A 17,364-nucleotide genomic window follows, 5' to 3' on the forward strand; every position below is an offset into this window, starting at 1 on the left:
CGCTCTCAGACCCCGTAGCGTTCGGGCTTGGCGCTACGCGCCATGAAGGCCGCCAGCGCCTCGGCCGGGCTCAGGTCGTGGTGCATCATCTTGACGACGGTCTCGGTGATCGGAAGGTCGACACCGTGGGCCCATCCGAGTTCCAGGACGGACTCGGAGGACTTGACCCCCTCCGCCGTCTGCTTGGTCTCCGCGATGACCTGGTCGAGGGTTTTCCCCGCGCCCAGCTTCTCACCGAAGGTCCGGTTCCGCGACAAGGGCGAGGAGCATGTCGCCACGAGGTCGCCCATCCCGGCCAGGCCGGACAACGTGTGCTCGTCGGCGCCCAGGGCCACCGCCAGGCGCGTGGTCTCGGCCAGGCCCCGGGTGATCAGGGAGGCCTTGGTGTTGTCTCCGAACCCCATGCCCTCGGCCACGCCCACGGCCAGCCCGATGATGTTCTTCATCGCGCCGCCGATCTCCACCCCCACCAGGTCGGTGCTGGTGTAGGGGCGGAAGTAGGGCGCCTTGAAGAGCGCCTGCAACCGGACGGCCGTCTCCTCGTGGGGGCAGGCGACCACGGCGGTGGCGGGCTGGCGCTCGGCGATCTCCCGGGCCAGGTTGGGGCCCGACACGGCCGCGATGCGCTCGCTCGGGTACTCCAGGACCTCCGCGATGACCTGGGAGACCCGCATGCACGTGCCCAGCTCCACGCCCTTCATCAGACTGACGACCACCGCGTCCTCGCGCAGGTGTGGGCGCCACTCCACGAGGTTGGCCCGCAGCGTCTGCGAGGGGACCGCCAGCACCACCACGTGCGCCCGTTCCAGCGCTTTGGCCGCGTCGGTGGTGGCGCGCAGACGGGGGTTCAGCCCGATCCCGGGAAAGTAGTCGGGGTTCTGCGAGGTCTCGTTGATCGCGTCGACCACCGAGGAACGCCGTCCCCACAGGACCACCTCCGTGCCGGGGCCCCGCGGGTCGCCGAGCCGGGTCTGGTCGGCGGCGTCGGCGACGATGTTGGCGAACACCGTCCCCCAGGAGCCCGCGCCGAGGACGACGATCCTCACGTTGCCGCTGTCCATCCGTCCGCTCACGTCCCCGCGCCGTTCCTGGCGTCGTCGCCACCGACCTCGCCGTCGGCCGTGGCCGCGCCGTCCACGACCTGGGCGTCACCGTCGGCCCGCGTCCGGCCTTCCTCCGCCCGACCGGCCTCGGCACGCGCCTTCCTGGGATCGTAGGGGACCGCGGGCGGCTCCTCCCCCCGGATGCGGGCCTGGAGAGCGGTGATGTCGGCCATGATCGTCTCCGTGGCCTCCTTCAGGAGGGTCCCGGTCAGGGGCTGGTCCCGGAAACGGGACAGGTCCACCGGCGGCCCCGCCAGGAACTCCAGGCGCTTGCGGGGGAAGAGACTGGGTTTCTTGGAGCCGTAGGGCAGGATGCGCTGTTCGCCCCAGTGCGCCACCGGCACGACCGGCACCCCCGTGGTGAGCGCCAGACGGGCCACCCCGGTCTTTCCGATCATGGGCCACAGGTTCGGGTCCCGGGTACAGGTGCCCTCGGGGTAGAAGATCACCGACGCCCCGTCTCGGGTGAGGGCCAACTCGGCCTCGTGCAACGCCTTGACCGCGTCGGTGCTGCCACGCTTGACCGGGATCTGGCCGGTGCTCTTGGCCACCGAACGCACCACGGGGATGCGCATGACCGCGTCCTTCATCGTGAAGGTCGGCCAGCGCCGCGCTCCGATGTAGAGGAAGTGGGCCACCGTCAGGGGATCGGCCACCGACAGGTGGTTGGTGGCGATGATCACCCCGCCCTCGGCCGGGACGTGCTCGGTCCCCTTCCAGTCCGGCTTGGTGACCAACCACAGCACGAAGCGGACGATCCGGGAGACGACCGCCTTCACCCACCGTGATTCTCGTTGCTCGGCCACGGGTTTTCTCACTCCATCGCTCCAGGTCCCTCAGCACCGCGCAGCATGATCGGTTCAGTTTAGGGCGCGTTCGTCGAACTTCGCCCTGCCGTGTGTTCTGGGCGACCCGTACACGGGGCCGCGCCCACGGAACCCCGGGTGGACGCCTTCGTCACCCGTGCCGCACCCTCCCGACCGCCTACCCTCGTCACTGTCGTGGCCGTATCGATGGGGGGACCGTGACCGGCTTTGGAGAACAGGGCGGGGCTCCGTGCCCGAGGGTGCGCTGGTCCCTGATCATCCCAGTCAAGCAGCTGGGCCGCGCCAAGTCGCGACTGGCCCTGGCCGCGGGCGGGCGGCGCGAGGAACTGGCCCTGGCCATCGCGTGCGACACGGTCGCCGCGGCGTTGGCCTGCCGGGCGGTGGCGGCGGTGTTCGCCGTGACCGACGACGTGCGCGCGGGCGCCGCGCTGGCCGATCTGGGCGCCGTCGTGGTCGGGGGCGAACCGGGCACGGGCCTGAACCCCGCTCTGGAGCACGGGGCGAGGATCGCGCGGCGGCGCCTTCCGGAGTTCGGGGTGTGCGCTCTGTCGGCGGACCTGCCCGCGCTGCGCGCCGACGAACTGGAGCGGGTCCTGGCGATGGCCGCCCTGTACGGGCGTTCCTTCCTGCCCGACGCCCCCGGTGTGGGGACGACACTGCTCTCCGCGTCGCCCGGCCATCCGTTCACCCCCGCCTTCGAGGGGTCCTCACGCGCCCGTCACCTGTCCGCGGGCGTCAGGGAACTGGTCGTGGCGGACGTGGAGTCGGTGCGCCGCGACGTGGACACCCCCGAGGATCTGCGTGCCGCGGTGACTCTGGGCGTGGGTCCCAGGACCCGTCGGCTGTGGCGTTCGGTGGAGGGACGTCCGTGCCCCCAGAAGTCACCCTGAAGGACACGGTGTGCGCGCACCGTCCGGCGGCGGGGTCCGGGCCGACCGGAAAAAGCGTTCCGCCCGGACTCCCTGAGGGGTCCGGGCGGACTCGATCCATCACCGTGGGGTGAGGGACTACTTCTTCTCGCCGTTGACCAGAGCCTTGAAGTCAGCGCCGGCGCGGAACTTCGGAACGAAGCTCGCCGGAACGTTGATGGTGGCGCCGGTGGCGGGGTTACGGGCGGTACGGGCCGCGCGTTCGGCCTTTTCGAAAACGCCGAAGCCGGTGATGGCGACCTTGTCACCCGACGCCACAGTGGTCTGGATGGTTTCAAGCACAGCGTTGACCGCTTCGGTCGCGGTCTTCTTGTCTCCGAGACGATCGGAGATCGCGTCGATCAGGTCACGCTTGTTCATAAGGTTCCTCCGGTTCCCCCTTGCTCGCACGAAATTAGGGGACGCGGAGGCCTTTACACAAATACAAACGCCTACGGGCAAGGCGTGTCGGGGCTCTCCGGGCCTGCCCGGCGGACCTGGGACGGCGCTGGTCTGGACCGCCACCGGCTCGCGCACTGGCCCCTTTTGACCCCTTCCGCGAACCTCAAATGCCTACGTATAACCGGATTCCGGACGTTGGGACTACTGAACTTAAGGACTGAAGACCCGTATCCAGATACTCACGGTAAGTAAAGGTAAAATATTTCCGGGCCGGGGGTGGGCTGCGTCACACAAGCCCCGAATCCCCGGCCCAGAAGCCGATCCGCGTCCGTTCCCGGCTAGAGGGTGACGGGCAGCCAGGGCTTGCGGGTGGCCTCGAACGCCCCGATCTCATCGGTGTGGCGCAGGGTCAGCGCGATGTCGTCCAACCCCTCCAACAGCCGCCAGCGGGTGTAGTCGTCCAGCTCGAAGGGCTCCTTCACCCCTGCGGCCGGAACGCGCACCTCGCGCTCGACCAGGTCCACGGTCACCTCGACCGTGGGATCCGCCTCCACGGCCGCCCAGATCAGGTCGATGACCTCCTGGGGCAGCAGGACCGTCAGCAGCCCGCCCTTGAGCGAGTTGCCACGGAAGATGTCGGCGAAGCGCGAGGAGAGCACGGCCTTGAAGCCGTAGTCCTGTAGGGCCCACACGGCGTGCTCCCGCGAGGAGCCCGTGCCGAAGTCCGGTCCGGCCACCAGGACCGACGCGCCCTGGTACTCGGGCCGGTTGAGGACGAAGTCCGGGTCGGACTTGCGCCACTCGGCGAACAGACCGTCCTCGAAGCCGGTCCGCGTGACCCGCTTGAGGTAGACGGCGGGGATGATCTGGTCGGTGTCGACGTTGCCCGCGCGCAGCGGCACGGCCCGACCGGTGTGGACGTCGAATTTCTCCATGGGAGGTCTCTCCTTACGGACGCGCTACTGGGCGACCAGGTCGGCGGGCGAGGACAGCGTGCCGCGCACGGCGGTGGCGGCGGCGACCTGCGGCGACACCAGATGGGTGCGTCCACCTCGGCCCTGGCGCCCCTCGAAGTTGCGGTTGGACGTGGAGGCGCTGCGTTCACCGGGCTTGAGCTGGTCGGGGTTCATGCCCAGGCACATGGAACAGCCGGCCTCGCGCCACTCGGCCCCGGCCTCCTCGAAGACCGCGCCCAGGCCCTCCTTGTTGGCCTGTTCCTTGACCCGCATGGAGCCGGGGACGACGAGCATGCGCACGCCCTCGGCCACCTTGCGCCCACGGAGGATCTCCGCCGCCGCACGCAGGTCCTCGATGCGGCCGTTGGTGCACGAACCGAGGAAGACGGTGTCCACACCCACCTCACGCATCGGCGTTCCGGGCGCGAGGTCCATGTAACTCAGGGCCTTCTCCGCGGCGGCGCGCTCGGAGGGATCCTCGAAGGAGGCGGGGTCGGGCACGGAGCCGTCCAGCGGCACGCCCTGGCCGGGGTTGGTGCCCCAGGTGACGAACGGGCTGAGTTCACCGGCGTCCAGGACGACTTCGGCGTCGAAGACCGCGCCCTCGTCGGTGCGCAGGCTCTTCCAGTGCTCGACGGCGGCGTCGAAGTCCGCGCCCCGGGGGGCGTGCGGGCGCCCCTCGATGTAGTCGAAGGTGGTCTGGTCGGGAGCGATCATCCCCGCCCGCGCACCCGCTTCGATGGACATGTTGCACACCGTCATGCGGGCTTCCATGGACAGGGACTCGATGGCCTCGCCCCGGTACTCGATGACGTAGCCCTGGCCACCGCCGGTACCGATCTTGGCGATGACCGCGAGGATGATGTCCTTGGCCGACACACCCGGCCTGAGCGTGCCGTTCACGGTGACGGCCATGGTCTTGAAGGGCGCCATCGGCAGGGTCTGGGTGGCCAGGACGTGCTCGACCTGACTGGTGCCGATACCGAAGGCCAGGGCCCCGAACGCACCGTGCGTGCTGGTGTGGCTGTCACCACAGACGATGGTCATGCCGGGCTGGGTCAGGCCGAGCTGGGGACCGACCACGTGCACGACCCCCTGCTCGATGTCGCCCATCGGGTGCAGACGCACACCGAAGTCGGAGCAGTTCTTGCGCAGCGTCTCGACCTGTTTGCGCGAGACGGGGTCGGCGATGGGCGCCAACAGGTTCTGGGTCGGGACGTTGTGGTCCTCGGTGGCGATGGTCAGATCCGGACGTCGCACGGACCGGCCGGCCAGGCGCAGCCCCTCGAAGGCCTGGGGACTGGTCACCTCGTGGACGAGGTGGAGGTCGATGTAGAGCAGGTCCGGCTCGCCTTCGGCACGTCGGACGACGTGCTCCTCCCACACCTTCTCGGCCATCGTGCGTGCCATGGGCGATCGCCTCTTTCGTGTTCGTCTCGGGTGCGGGTCGCCCCCGCGCGGTCTGAGACTCGACTTGCATTCCATATTTCGAGACGGCAATATCAAGCCATGGACAACTCTAGCTCATCCAGCGGTGTCGGTGTCCTGGACAAGACGATGTCCGTCCTCGACGCGCTGGAGTCGGGACCTGCATCCTTGGCCCAGTTGGTGCAGATCACCGGTCTGGCAAGGCCGACGGCCCACCGTCTGGCCGTGGCACTGGAGCGGCACCGCATGGTGACCCGCGACAGCCAGGGGCGGTTCGTCCTCGGGCCACGCCTGGGCGAACTCTCCATCGCCACCGGCGAGGACCGCCTGTTGGCCGTGGCCTCTCCCGTCCTGGTCCAGTTGCGCGACCTGACCGGGGAGAGCGCCCAGCTCTACCGCCGCCAGGGAGACCTGCGGGTGTGCGTGGCCGCCTCCGAACGCAGCAGCGGTCTACGCGACACCGTGCCCGTCGGCAGCGAGTTGCCCATGAACGCCGGCTCGGCCGCGCAGGTACTGCTGGCGTGGGAGGATTCCGACCGCATCCGCCGCTCCCTGGTGGGCGCCCGTTTCACCGCGGCCAGTCTGGCCCAGGTGCGTCGCCGGCGGTGGGCCCAGAGCGTCGCCGAGCGCGAGCAGGGCGTCGCCTCGGTGTCGGCACCGGTCTCCGGACCGGGCGGGCGCGTGATCGCGGCGGTGTCCGTGTCCGGCCCGATCGAGCGGCTGACCCGCTCCCCCGGGCGGATCCACTCCCAGGCCGTGTTGTCCGCCGCCGAGAAGATCAGCGAGTCCCTGCACACCTACGAGGGCGCCCGATGAGCCCGAACAGCCCGTCGGTCCAAGAGCGAGGGCCGACACGGGAGGCTCCACGGTCCCGGAGGAACACGAAAGGCCCCGCCCTGGTGGGCGAGGCCTCGATCTGGTACCCCCGAGCGGATTCGAACCGCCGTTACCGCCTTGAGAGGGCGGCGTCCTAGGCCACTAGACGACGGGGGCCTCGCCGTTGGAGGTGGACCATCCGCAGATGTCTCCACTCGCAACGGATGTCGGTGACGTTCACCGGCCAGAAAAAAAGCTCTCAAGAGAATGAGAGCTCCTCCTCTGTTCGTACCCCCGAGCGGATTCGAACCGCCGTTACCGCCTTGAGAGGGCGGCGTCCTAGGCCACTAGACGACGGGGGCGCGCTTCCGGGTCGCTGACCCGAGCTGCTCACACCGGGGCGTGAGACCGCGCTGGGGTACCAGGACTCGAACCTAGACTAACTGAACCAGAATCAGTCGTGCTGCCGATTACACCATACCCCAGTGCTTCGGAAGGACCGGGGCTTGCGTTTCCCCGCCCTCCTCGGCGACGTGGACAACTCTAGCGGACATTCCGAGTGGTCGCGAACCGGAACGGGGGCGGCCCGGCTGTGGTCCGGGCCACCCCTATGTCGTCCGCCGGCCCGTTCAGGCCCCGGCGCCGTCCTCCTGGGCGCCCAGTCGCTCCAGGGCCGCGGCGATCCGTGCCTGGACACGTTCACGCCCCAGCAGCTCCAAGGACTCGAACAGCGGAAGTCCGACCGTGCGGCCGGTGACCGCCACGCGCACGGGCGCCTGCGCCTTGCCCAGCTTCAGTCCGAGGGCGGCACCCGCCTCCTCGGTGGCGGCCTTGAGGTCCTCCGCGGTCCACGACAGTCCCGGGTCCGCGAAGCGGGACAGGGCGGCCTGGAGCATCTCCCTGCCCACGCCCGGCTTCATCGCCTTGTTCCAGCTCTTCTCGTCCTCCACGGGCCGCTTCAGGAACAGGAAGTCCACGTTCGGCACGATCTCGCTGAGCACGGCCACGCGGCTCTGCACGAGCGGGGCGACGGCGGCGAAGACCTCCGGGTCGTAGTCGGCCTCGTCCCAGGGGACGTTCTCCCCGGTCAGCCAGGGGCGGCAGCGCTCGACGAACTCCTCACCCGACAGCGCGCGGATGTACTCGCCGTTGAAGGCGCGCAGCTTCTTCTCGTCGAAGAAGGCGCTGGAGCTGTTGACGTCCTCGACGCGGAACAGCGGCTGCATCTGCGACCACGGCATGATCTCGCGGTCCTCACCCGGGGCCCAGCCCAACAGCATGAGGTAGTTGACCATCGCCTCGGGGAGGTAACCCTCCTCCTGGTAGGACTCCAGGGCCACCTTGTCGCGGCGCTTGGACAGCTTCTTGCGCTGCTCGTTGACGATGACGGGCAGGTGCGCCCACACCGGCGGGGTGTGTCCCAGCGCCTCCCACAGCAGCTGCTGCTTGGGGGTGTTGGACAGGTGCTCCTCGCCGCGGATCACGTGGGTGATGCGCATCTCGACGTCGTCGACGACGTTGGCCAGCACGAACAGCGGGGAGCCGTCCGCACGGGCGATCACGAAGTCCTCGATGGCCGAGTGTTCGAACTCCACACGACCGCGGATCCTGTCGTCGACCACCGTGGGGCCGCCCTCGGGCACCCGGAAACGCAGCGCCCGCCCGGGTCCGGCGGCCAGGTTGCGGTCACGGCAGAACCCGTCGTAACCCAGGTGGGGGTTCTCACGCCTTTCCTGCACCTGCTCACGGGTGCAGTCACAGTAGTAGGCGTCGCCGTTCTCGTGCAGTGCCCGCGCGGTCTTGCGATGCTCGTCGGCGTAGGACGACTGGAAGTAGGGCCCCTCGAAGTGGGGGTCGTCCTCACCGATGCCGAGCCAGGCCAGCGCACGGATGATGCCCTCGGTCCACTCGGGACGGTTCCGGGCGGCGTCGGTGTCCTCAATGCGCAGCACCATGCGGCCCTCGGGCCGCTGCTGTGCCAGCGCCCAGTTGAACAGCGCCGAGCGCGCGCCTCCGACGTGGAACATGCCCGTGGGGGACGGGGCGAAGCGGGTACGGATCGAAGTCTCAGTCACCCGCCCAGGGTATCGGGGGCGCACGGTGCACCGGGGAAACGCGGTGGAAACGCTCCGGCGTCCACTCCGGCCCGTCCCCGGTCCCACCTCGGGAATCACGAGAACGGCACCGCCTCGTCGGAACGGGGCCCATGGCCGAAGGCACCGGGTCCCCTACCCTCCGTCCCGCTCTTCGGGGTCCTCCGGAGACGGGGAGGGCGACCGGGGGTAGGGGGCGCCGATCCCGTACTCCTCCGCCAGGGCGTCGGCGAAGGCCGCCGCGATCTTGACCTCGCCGTCCGCGTTGGGATGGGTGCCGTCATAGGTGTCGACGGAGGCGGTCCAGTCCTCGGCTCCGGCGATGTCCAGGCTGGTCACCGGCGACTCCTCGGTGGACATGTCGGCGGCGACCTCCCGCACCAGCATGTTGTAGACGTAGACGCGCAGCGCGAACCCCTCGTCGGCCTCGGCCAGGGCGATGGGCGGGGCCTCGGCCAGCAGGATGCGCAGGTGCGGGTTGCCTCCGCGCGCCGCCTCCACGTAGCCGCGCAGGCGGTACTCCATCTCCTCCTTGTCGACCGGCCACAGCAGGTCGTTGACACCGAGCATGACGCACAGCACGTCGGGCCTGTGGACGCGCACCTCCTCCTGGATGGAGGAGGCGGCGTCGCGGAGGGTGCGGCCCCACAGGGCGTTGTGGTCCTGGTCGAAGTCGGGATCACGGTACTCCGCGGTGTCGGGGTCCCCATCGAGACCGGGCCAGGCCGCGCCGTCCGGGGCGTCCGGAGCATCCGGAGCGTCCGGCTCGGAGGGCTCCTCCGACCCTTCCCCCGGCGTCGCCGTATCCGTCCCGTCGAGGACTGAGTCCGATCCTCCCTCCTCGTCACCCTCTCCGGGGCCGCCGTCCAGAACCTGCGGATCCTCGTCCTCGGCGGTGGGCACGGGGAGGATCATGCTGCGGCTGGCGGGGTCGGAGTAGGGGCCGACGAATTCCAGCCCCTCCACCCGGGAGGCGAGGTGGTTCCACAGGTGGTAGCGCCAGGTGCGGTCGCCGTTGGCGCCCTGGGTCATCGAGTCCCCCGCCAACATGATGCGGAGCTCTTCTTCCACGGGTCCCTCCGCTCGTGCGTCGGTGTCCTCTCCCCGTTCCGTGGCCGTCCGGTAGGCGATTCCCACGGCCACGAGTGCGAGGGCGAGGACGGCGGCGAGGACGGCGGCGAGGACGAGGAGGCCGTTACGGGGTCTTCGGGGGGTGTTCACATGTGGCCTTCCGTTCTCGGATGGCGGTTCGGCGGCGTCAGACGCCGCCGAACCTCGGTCGTGGGCCCGAACGGCACGCGCGGAGCGGGTTCAGTCTCGGGAGACCACCCTGTTGCTGATGGTCCCCAGCCGCTCCACCGTCACGGAGACCTCCTGGCCGATCTCCACCGGTCCCACACCGGCCGGCGTACCGGTGAGAACGAGATCACCCGGCAGCAGAGTCATGAAGGACGTCACGTAGGCGATGATGTCCGGGATGTCGTGGATGAGTTGTGACGTCCGTCCGTCCTGCCTGGTCCGACCGTCCACGGTGGTGGTGATGGCCAGGTTCTGTGCCTCCTCGATGCTCATACCGGTGGTGATCCAGGGTCCGATCGGGCAGAAGGAGTCGAAGCCCTTGGCCCGCGTCCACTGGTCGTCCCTCTGCTGGAGGTCGCGGGCGGTGACGTCGTTGGCCACGGTGTAGCCGAAGATGACGTCCTTGGCCCGCTCCCGTGGGACCTCCCTACAGGGGCGGGAGATGACGATGGCCAGCTCGCCCTCGTAGTCGACCCGCTCGGAGAGGTCGGGGTAGAAGATGGGGTCGTGGGGTCCCGACACCGAGGTGGAGGGCTTGAGGAAGACCACCGGCTCCTCACCGGGCTCCCCCGTGACACCCTTCATCTCCTCGATGTGATCGGCGTAGTTCTTACCGATGCAGACCACCTTGGTGGGCAGCACCGGGGACAACAGCCGGACGTCGGAGAGCCTCGCCCGCTCACCGGTAAGCTTGATGTCACCGAGGAGGGGATGCCCGCTCAGTCGGGCGACGAACTCCTCCCCACTGTCGGAATCGGTGTCGACCAGGCCGAACCCGACCTCGTCGTCGGCCGAGAACCGTGCGATGCGCACCTGTCATGCCTCCCAGCAGCCCTGTCGTCTCTCTTGCGGTTGAAGGGTATAGGCGCCACGGGACCCGGGAGCCCGACGGGCCGGATGTCCGGCCGGAATCTCCCGGGCGGGACGCGCCCCGCCCGTCTCCGCATCGCCCACGACACCCATGGACGCACCGACGCGTGTGCGTCCCCCGCTCCGAACGGTGACGACCAACCCCGGCGGACCTGCTCTTATCGGAAACAACCTTGGCTCTTCCTTGGGTCGGACTCTGGCATGCTGGGTCCGTCACCCGCTGTCGAGAGGTGGATCTTCGTGCCCACGTCTGCTTCGCCCACGGGACGCCCCCGTGCCAGGCACCGCCGACGCAGCCGGTACCCCCTGGGGCTGGCTCTGGGACTGTGCCTGGTCTCGGGCTCCTCCGCCGTGCTCATGGTCAGCGTGCCCGAACCCGGGAACGATCCCGTCTCACCCACCGAGACCTCGGCCTCCGGCCCCGTGGGGGACGGGGGCCCCGACGGCGCCTCCGGACGGCGCGACACCTTCGTCGAGGACCAGGACTCGGCGAGCGGGACGACCGATCGCGACCGTGTGTCACCGACCGACCAGGACGAGGAGTCCGAGGAGGAGGTTCCCGTCCTGCTCCGTTCGGTGGAGGAGGAGGTCGACAGCGCCGACGGGGAACTCAGCGTCCTGGAGGGCGAGGGCGAGGTCATGGGCGAGGGTCCGCTGACGACCTTCGCCGTGGAGGTCGAGGACGGGCTTCCCGGCCGGGCCGAGGACTTCGCGGATGCGGTGGAGGAGATCCTGGGCGATCCTCGCAGCTGGGGCGACGACGGCGAGCGCTCCATGCAACGGGTCGACGGGGACGACGCCGACATCCGCGTCCTCCTGGCCGCTCCCGACACGGTGGACCGGCTGTGCGCCCCGCTGAACACCGACGGGTACGTCTCCTGCGCGAACGGCAACCGCGCCATCATCAACCAGAACCGCTGGGTGTCGGGCGTTCCGCACTTCGACGACGACCTGGAGACCTACCGGATCTACCTCATCAACCACGAGGTCGGGCACACCCTGGGACACGGTCACGTGCACTGCCCCGGTGAGGGCGAACCGGCGCCGGTGATGCAGCAGCAGACCCTGGACCTTCAGGGGTGCGAGCCCAACGGCTGGGTGCACCCCGACAACGATCCCGGGAACTGATCCGCTCCGTTCGCCGGACCCCTGACGTGGGCGGGGCCGGGTGCGCAGCCCCGGCCCCGCGATCACCTGTGGTCGGTCAGTCCTCGACCGAGGCGTTGTACTCCTCGATGGGCGTCCGCACTCTCTCGGTCGCCGCCGACATCGCCTCCTCGGCGGAGGTGTCACTGGTCAGAGCGGTCTCCCACCCCTCTTCGGCGGCCACCCGGGCCTCGGACATGACACCCATCATGCAGCCCGCCGTGTTCTCGTTGATCTCGGAGTCCGCCAGCTGGGCGGCGGCCACGGAGAACTGCGGGAACTCCTCGGCGCGCTCCTTGGCCTCGGGGCCCTCGTAGCCCTCGGTGTTCACCGACAGGTATCCCGTACCGGCGTGCCAGACCGACTGCGACTCGGGGGTCAGCAGGAACTGCACGAACTCCCAGGACGCGCGGATCTCCTCCTCGGTGTGGCCCTCACCGTTGATCCACAGGGAGGCGCCACCGATGATCGAGCCGCCCGGGTCGTCGGCGCTGATCAGCGGGAAGTATCCCGCGCCCACCTCGAAGTCGGACTGCTCGATGAACCCTCCCAGGGAGCCGGTGGACTCCAGGGTCATCGCGGCACGGCCCGAGGTGAACGCGGCCTGGCCGTCGTCGGTGTTGCGGCCGATCTGGACGGCGAGTTCGTCGTCGATCATCTCCTCCCACCACTCGACCAGCTCCACGATCTTCGGGTCGTCGAACAGCACCTCGGTGGCGCGTCCGTCCCGGCCGTTGGAGTTGTCGCAGTACGGTGTGCCCGCCCGGGCCATGAACTGCTCGATGAACCATCCGTACACCGCGGCGCCGAACCCGTACTGCACGACCGTTCCGTCGTCGTCGCGCACCGTCAGCCTCTCCGCTGCCTCGCGGATCTCGGCCAGGTCGGTGGGCGGGGCGTCCGGATCGAGCCCGGCCTCCTCGAAGGCGTCTCGGTTGATGTACATCAGGGGGGTGGAGTTGTTGAACGGGAACGAGCGCAGGTCCCCCTCCACGGTGAAGTAGTTGAGCAGCGCGTCCTCGATCGCGCCGGTGTCGTAGCCGTCCTTGTCCAGGAACGACTGCGCGGGCACGGTCTGTCCGGAGTCGATCATGAACTGGGTGCCCAGGTCGTAGATCATGATGAGCTCGGCGGTCTCACCCTGTTGGATGGCCGCACGGTGACCGGCCAGGGCTTCGTCGTAGTCTCCCTGGAAGGCGCCCGTCACCTCGATCCGGCCTTCGTTCTGGGCGTTGAACTCCTCGATCAGGCCGTCGAGCACCTGGCCGTTGGTGGCGTCCATGCTGTGCCAGAACTCGACCTGGACCGCCTCGTCCAGGTCCTCCAGCACCTCGGGGCCGGGGGCGACGAGGTCGCCGGTCCCGCCGCTCCCGTCACCGGAGCACCCGCTGAGCACCAGGCCCAGGCTCACGAGCAGGGCGGCTGCGGTGATGCCCCGCCTCTGGGGGGAGATCGTCATGTTTCTCGCTTCCTCTGGGTCGGACCATCCCACCGGACCGGGGGAGGTCGGGTGGGACGCCTACTTGACCGCGCCCGCCGTGAGTCCGCGGACGATGAAGCGTTGTCCGAAGATCACGAGGGCGAGGGTGGGGATGACGGAGAGCGCGGCGCCGGCCAGGAGCAGTCCCGGGTTGGCGGCCTCTCCGGTCTTGAGGCTGTTCAGACCGATCTGGAGGGTCTGCATCTCGGTACTGCGCGTGATGATCAGCGGCCAGAAGTACATGTTCCAACTGGTGATGAACACGTACATGCCGACCGCGGTGAGAGCGGGCTTGCTCAGCGGCAGCAGGATCGTCCACAGGAACCGCAGGTGGCCCATGCCGTCCATGCGTGCCGCGTCGTACAGCTCTCGGGGGAACTGCCTGAAGCTCTGGCGCAGCAGGAACGTGCCGAACGCGTAGGCCAGGAAGGGCAGGACCAGCCCGGCGTAGGTGTTCGACAGACCCCACCCGGACAGGGTGAGGTAGTTGGGGATGAAGGTCGCCTCGCCCGGGATCATCAGCGTGGACAGGAACAGCGCGAACACCACCGCGCTGCCCCTGAAGCGCAGGAACACGAAGGCGTAGGCGGCCAGGGCGGAGGTGAGCAGCTGGGACACCGTGATGATCCCGGCCATCACCAGTGAGTTGGTGTACATGCGCAGCAGGGGGACCGCGTTCAGTGCGCCCAGGAGGTTGTCCGGGTGCAGGCCCGTGGGTGCCAGCTGCGGCGGGAAACTGGACAGCTCGCGCGGCTCCATGAGGGCGCCGGCGAACACGTAGTAGACGGGGAACAGTACGGGGACCAGCAGGGCGGCCAGCATCAGGTAGAGCAGGACCCGGCCCAGGACGTGTCCGAGGTCGTACCTGCGCCCGGTCCTGGTCGTCCGTCGTGGGTCGGGGTTCCGCGCGCCGGAGGGGGCGGAGCCGAGGACGGAGGCGGCGCTCACGCGTAGTGCACCTTCCTCTCAAGGACGCCGAACTGGATCGCGGTGCACACCAGGACCACGACCAACAGCACGAGCGCCTGTGCGCTGGCACGACCGAAGTCGCTGGTGCCGTAGGCGAAGGCGTACTGGTAGATGGAGTAGACCAGGGTGGTCGTGGAGCCGACCGGTCCGCCTCCTGTGAGGATGTGGATCTGACCGAAGCTCTGTAGGGCGTTGATCGTGGAGATGACGATCAGGAAGAACAGCTGCGGGCCGAGCATGGGCACGGTGACGTCCCAGGCGAGCCGGACCCCGGTGGCGCCGTCGATACGGGCGGCCTCGTTCACCTCCTTGGGGATCGAGCCGATCCCGGCCGCCAGGACGAGCACCCCGTAGCCCAGGTTCATCCAGACCGTGGTGATGCACACCGACCACAGGGCCATCTCCTGGGAGGTCAACCAGGGGACCTGGTCGAGTCCGAACCTGTACAGGATGCCGTTGAGCACGCTGTTACCCGGGCTGTAGAAGACCGAGAAGATCACCGAGGCACTGGCGACGGAGAACGCGAACGGCAGGGCGAAGGCCCCGCGCAGCAGGCGCTGCCCGCGTATGACCCCTTCCAGGAGCAGCACCACCACCAGTGCGCCGACCACACCGGGGACGACGACCCCGAGGGTGAACAGGAGCGTGGTGAGCAGGACCCCGCCGAACTCGGGGGTGGCCATTTCCGCGAAGTGGCTGAGTCCGACGAACCGGTTGGGGCGTCCGATGATGTCGTTGCCGTGCATCGACAGGTAGACGGTACGGCCGAGGGGATAGGCGAGGAAGAGGGCGAAGACCGCCACCGAGGGGGCCAGGAAGGCCCAGGCCAGTGTGGCTTCCCTCCCGCGTTCACGACGGCGTCTTCGCGGGGGCGCGGGGTTCTGGGGATGTACGTCGGCCACTGCCGTGCCGGAGGTCACGTCCCTCCCCCCGCTCTGGAGGATGGTGGGTGAGGACACGCCCCGAAGTCTTCAGGAGGCAGTTGACCTGCGCTTCTCCCCCAGGGGAACAGCACGGCAACACGAAGACGCACAACGGTTATATCCGACATCCATCGCCATTCGTCACTTAGTGGAACTTGTCTTTCAAGGTCCGCAGTATCGAGTGGTGTGCGACATGATGGCTATAACCTTCAGGACAGTACTCCCTTACCTGTAAGTAAGGTTCGACGCGGGGCGCCCGTTTCCCGTTTTGCCTGATGACGGGGCGTACCGGAAACAGGTGAGGGGCGCGGGGCGGTGTCCACACCATCCCGCGCCCCTCGTCGCTCCCCCCCGGAGCGGGGGCGAGCCACTCGGTCAGCCCTGCGGGTAGCCCTGTCGCAGCAGCCCGTAGGTCACGGCCTGTTCGAGGGCCACCCACGAGGCGTCGATGACGTTGGGCCCCACACCGACCGTGGTCCACTCCCCCGCACCGTCGCTGAAGGTGATGAGGATACGGGTGATCGCGTTGGTCCCCGAGCTGCCCTCCAGGATGCGGACCTTGTAGTCGGTCAGCTCCAACCCGGCCAGCGCGGTGTACACGCCCTCCATGGAACTGCGCAGCGCCCGGTCCAGGGCGTTGACCGGCCCGTTGCCCTCCGCCGTGGCGATCACGCGCTCACCCTTGACGCGCAGTTTGACGGTGGCCTCGGACAGGCTCTCGTAGTCGCTGGACAGGGGACTGCTCCCGCCCTGGGGACGCCGTTCGGTGAGGACCCGCCAGGACTCGGTGTCGAAGTAGCGGACCGGTGCGCCCAACTCCTCGCGCAGCAGCAGCTCCAAGGAGGCGTCGGCGGCCTCGAAACTGTAACCGGCCAGCTCCAGACCCTTGACCCGCTCCACCACCCGACCCGACAGGGCACGGTCACCGGACAACTCCAGGCCCAGTTCCTTGGCCTTGAGCTCGATGGAGGCGCGCCCGGCCATGTCGGAGACGAGCATGCGCATGCTGTTGCCGACCAACGAGGGATCCATGTGCTGGTACAGGTCGGGGTCGACCTTGATCGCCGAGGCGTGCAGCCCCGCCTTGTGCGCGAAGGCCGACACCCCCACGTAGGGCTGGTGGGTGTCGGGAGCGAGGTTGACGATCTCGGCGATGGCGGTGGACACGCGGGTCATCTCGGCCAGGCATCCCTCGGGCAGGACCTCCCGGCCGTGCTTGAGGGTGAGCGCGCCCACCACGGAGAACAGGTTGGCGTTGCCCACCCGCTCGCCATAACCGTTGGCGGTGCACTGTACGTGGGTGGCACCGGCGTCGACGGCGGCCAGGGTGTTGGCGACGGCGCACCCGGTGTCGTCCTGGGCGTGGATGCCCAGGCGGGCCCCGGTGGCCTCGCGGACCTCGGTGACGATCCGGCTGACGTCGGTGGGGAGCATCCCACCGTTGGTGTCGCACAGGACGACGACGTCGGCCCCCGCCTCGGCGGCGGCACGGACCACGGCGAGCGCGTAGTCGGGGTCGTGGCGGTACCCGTCGAAGAAGTGCTCGCAGTCGACGAACACCCGTTGCCCGTGTTCACGCAGGTGGGACACCGTGTCGGCGACCATGGCGAGGTTCTCGTCAAGGGTCGTGCGCAGGGCGCGTTCGACGTGCCGGTCGTCACTCTTGGCCACAAGGGTGACGACCGGTGCGCCGCTGTCGCGCAGTGCGGCCACCTGTGGGTCTTCGGTGACCTTCACACCGGCACGGCGGGTCGCGCCGAACGCGGTGAGTTGCGCGTGCTTCAGCGTCAGCTCTCGTGAAGCGCGCTGAAAGAACTCGGTGTCCTTGGGGTTGGCCCCCGGCCACCCTCCCTCGATGAAGGTCACCCCGAAGTCGTCCAGCAGCTTCGCGATGGCCAGCTTGTCGGAGACCCGCAGGTTGATGCCCTCGCGCTGGGCTCCGTCGCGGAGCGTGGTGTCGAAGACGTGGAAACTGTCGTCCCTCATGGGTGGAACTCCCGAAGGTGGATGCTGTGGTGTGGCCGACCCGCCCACCGCCAACAAAAAAGACCCCTCGTGGACACGAGAGGTCAGCGCGCCGGCGGCGTCCTGTGGTCAGCCGGCGCGCCTCACGATAATGAGAACCTGAGACGGCATGAGGTCAG

The 17,364-nt window shown here is 68.9% G+C and carries 15 protein-coding genes and 3 tRNA genes; 3 read left to right on the top strand and 15 right to left on the bottom strand.

The window, feature by feature from the left end:
- Positions 1-5: 5 nt before the first annotated feature.
- Entirely contained in the window at positions 6-1,061 is a 1,056-nt protein-coding gene (locus PFX91_RS15095; RefSeq protein WP_285732554.1) for an NAD(P)H-dependent glycerol-3-phosphate dehydrogenase, read from the bottom strand.
- Between the two features lie 8 nt (positions 1,062-1,069).
- Positions 1,070-1,909, bottom strand: a complete 840-nt coding sequence (locus PFX91_RS15100; protein ID WP_285732354.1) for a lysophospholipid acyltransferase family protein — start codon at positions 1,907-1,909, stop codon at positions 1,070-1,072.
- A 260-nt stretch (positions 1,910-2,169) separates the two neighbouring features.
- On the opposite strand from PFX91_RS15100, the gene cofC reads away from it, so the two are divergent.
- Positions 2,170-2,820, top strand: a complete 651-nt coding sequence (gene cofC / locus PFX91_RS15105) for a 2-phospho-L-lactate guanylyltransferase (protein ID WP_285732555.1) — start codon at positions 2,170-2,172, stop codon at positions 2,818-2,820.
- 117 nt (positions 2,821-2,937) lie between these two features.
- On the opposite strand, the gene PFX91_RS15110 is transcribed toward cofC, so the two are convergent.
- The 3 genes from PFX91_RS15110 to leuC form a co-directional block, all read right to left on the bottom strand.
- Positions 2,938-3,219 (bottom strand): HU family DNA-binding protein, encoded by a 282-nt coding sequence (locus tag PFX91_RS15110; protein ID WP_285732356.1) that lies wholly within the window; start codon positions 3,217-3,219, stop codon positions 2,938-2,940.
- A gap of 359 nt (positions 3,220-3,578) precedes the next feature.
- Positions 3,579-4,175 (bottom strand): 3-isopropylmalate dehydratase small subunit, encoded by a 597-nt coding sequence (gene leuD, locus PFX91_RS15115; RefSeq protein ID WP_285732358.1) that lies wholly within the window; start codon positions 4,173-4,175, stop codon positions 3,579-3,581.
- A 24-nt stretch (positions 4,176-4,199) separates the two neighbouring features.
- Complete coding sequence (gene leuC, locus PFX91_RS15120) at positions 4,200-5,606, bottom strand: 3-isopropylmalate dehydratase large subunit (protein ID WP_285732360.1); 1,407 nt, start codon at positions 5,604-5,606, stop codon at positions 4,200-4,202.
- Positions 5,607-5,753: 147 nt separating this feature from the next.
- Between leuC and PFX91_RS15125 the strand changes: the two genes are divergently transcribed.
- Positions 5,754-6,440: an IclR family transcriptional regulator gene (locus PFX91_RS15125; RefSeq protein ID WP_150237537.1), complete on the top strand. Its 687-nt coding sequence runs from the start codon at positions 5,754-5,756 to the stop codon at positions 6,438-6,440.
- A 101-nt stretch (positions 6,441-6,541) separates the two neighbouring features.
- On the opposite strand, the gene PFX91_RS15130 is transcribed toward PFX91_RS15125, so the two are convergent.
- The 6 genes from PFX91_RS15130 to PFX91_RS15155 form a co-directional block, all read right to left on the bottom strand.
- Positions 6,542-6,617 (bottom strand) — tRNA-Glu (locus tag PFX91_RS15130).
- Between the two features lie 112 nt (positions 6,618-6,729).
- Positions 6,730-6,802: transfer RNA gene (locus tag PFX91_RS15135), tRNA-Glu, on the bottom strand.
- A 51-nt stretch (positions 6,803-6,853) separates the two neighbouring features.
- Positions 6,854-6,925, bottom strand: a tRNA-Gln gene (locus PFX91_RS15140).
- A 144-nt stretch (positions 6,926-7,069) separates the two neighbouring features.
- Positions 7,070-8,515, bottom strand: a complete 1,446-nt coding sequence (gene gltX / locus PFX91_RS15145) for a glutamate--tRNA ligase (RefSeq protein WP_285732362.1) — start codon at positions 8,513-8,515, stop codon at positions 7,070-7,072.
- Between the two features lie 153 nt (positions 8,516-8,668).
- Positions 8,669-9,754 carry a GDSL-type esterase/lipase family protein gene (locus PFX91_RS15150; protein ID WP_285732364.1) on the bottom strand — a complete coding sequence of 362 codons (1,086 nt, stop codon included), beginning with the start codon at positions 9,752-9,754 and terminating at the stop codon, positions 8,669-8,671.
- Positions 9,755-9,844: 90 nt separating this feature from the next.
- Complete coding sequence (locus tag PFX91_RS15155; protein ID WP_285732365.1) at positions 9,845-10,645, bottom strand: fumarylacetoacetate hydrolase family protein; 801 nt, start codon at positions 10,643-10,645, stop codon at positions 9,845-9,847.
- 363 nt (positions 10,646-11,008) lie between these two features.
- Between PFX91_RS15155 and PFX91_RS15160 the strand changes: the two genes are divergently transcribed.
- On the top strand, positions 11,009-11,830 hold the full coding sequence (locus PFX91_RS15160; protein WP_285732560.1) for a DUF3152 domain-containing protein: 822 nt from the start codon (positions 11,009-11,011) through the stop codon (positions 11,828-11,830).
- A gap of 76 nt (positions 11,831-11,906) precedes the next feature.
- Here the strand turns inward: PFX91_RS15160 and PFX91_RS15165 are convergent, their stop codons facing one another.
- The 4 genes from PFX91_RS15165 to cimA form a co-directional block, all read right to left on the bottom strand.
- Positions 11,907-13,307 carry an ABC transporter substrate-binding protein gene (locus PFX91_RS15165; protein WP_285732367.1) on the bottom strand — a complete coding sequence of 467 codons (1,401 nt, stop codon included), beginning with the start codon at positions 13,305-13,307 and terminating at the stop codon, positions 11,907-11,909.
- Positions 13,308-13,367: 60 nt separating this feature from the next.
- Complete coding sequence (locus PFX91_RS15170) at positions 13,368-14,276, bottom strand: carbohydrate ABC transporter permease (RefSeq protein WP_285732369.1); 909 nt, start codon at positions 14,274-14,276, stop codon at positions 13,368-13,370.
- Positions 14,273-15,199 (bottom strand): carbohydrate ABC transporter permease, encoded by a 927-nt coding sequence (locus PFX91_RS15175; RefSeq protein WP_285732562.1) that lies wholly within the window; start codon positions 15,197-15,199, stop codon positions 14,273-14,275. The genes PFX91_RS15170 and PFX91_RS15175 overlap by 4 nt, the downstream gene beginning before the upstream one ends.
- A gap of 396 nt (positions 15,200-15,595) precedes the next feature.
- Complete coding sequence (gene cimA, locus PFX91_RS15180; protein WP_285732371.1) at positions 15,596-17,206, bottom strand: citramalate synthase; 1,611 nt, start codon at positions 17,204-17,206, stop codon at positions 15,596-15,598.
- Positions 17,207-17,364 lie beyond the last annotated feature (158 nt).

This window comes from Nocardiopsis sp. ATB16-24, from assembly GCF_030271535.1.
Taxonomy (GTDB): Bacteria; Actinomycetota; Actinomycetes; order Streptosporangiales; family Streptosporangiaceae; genus Nocardiopsis.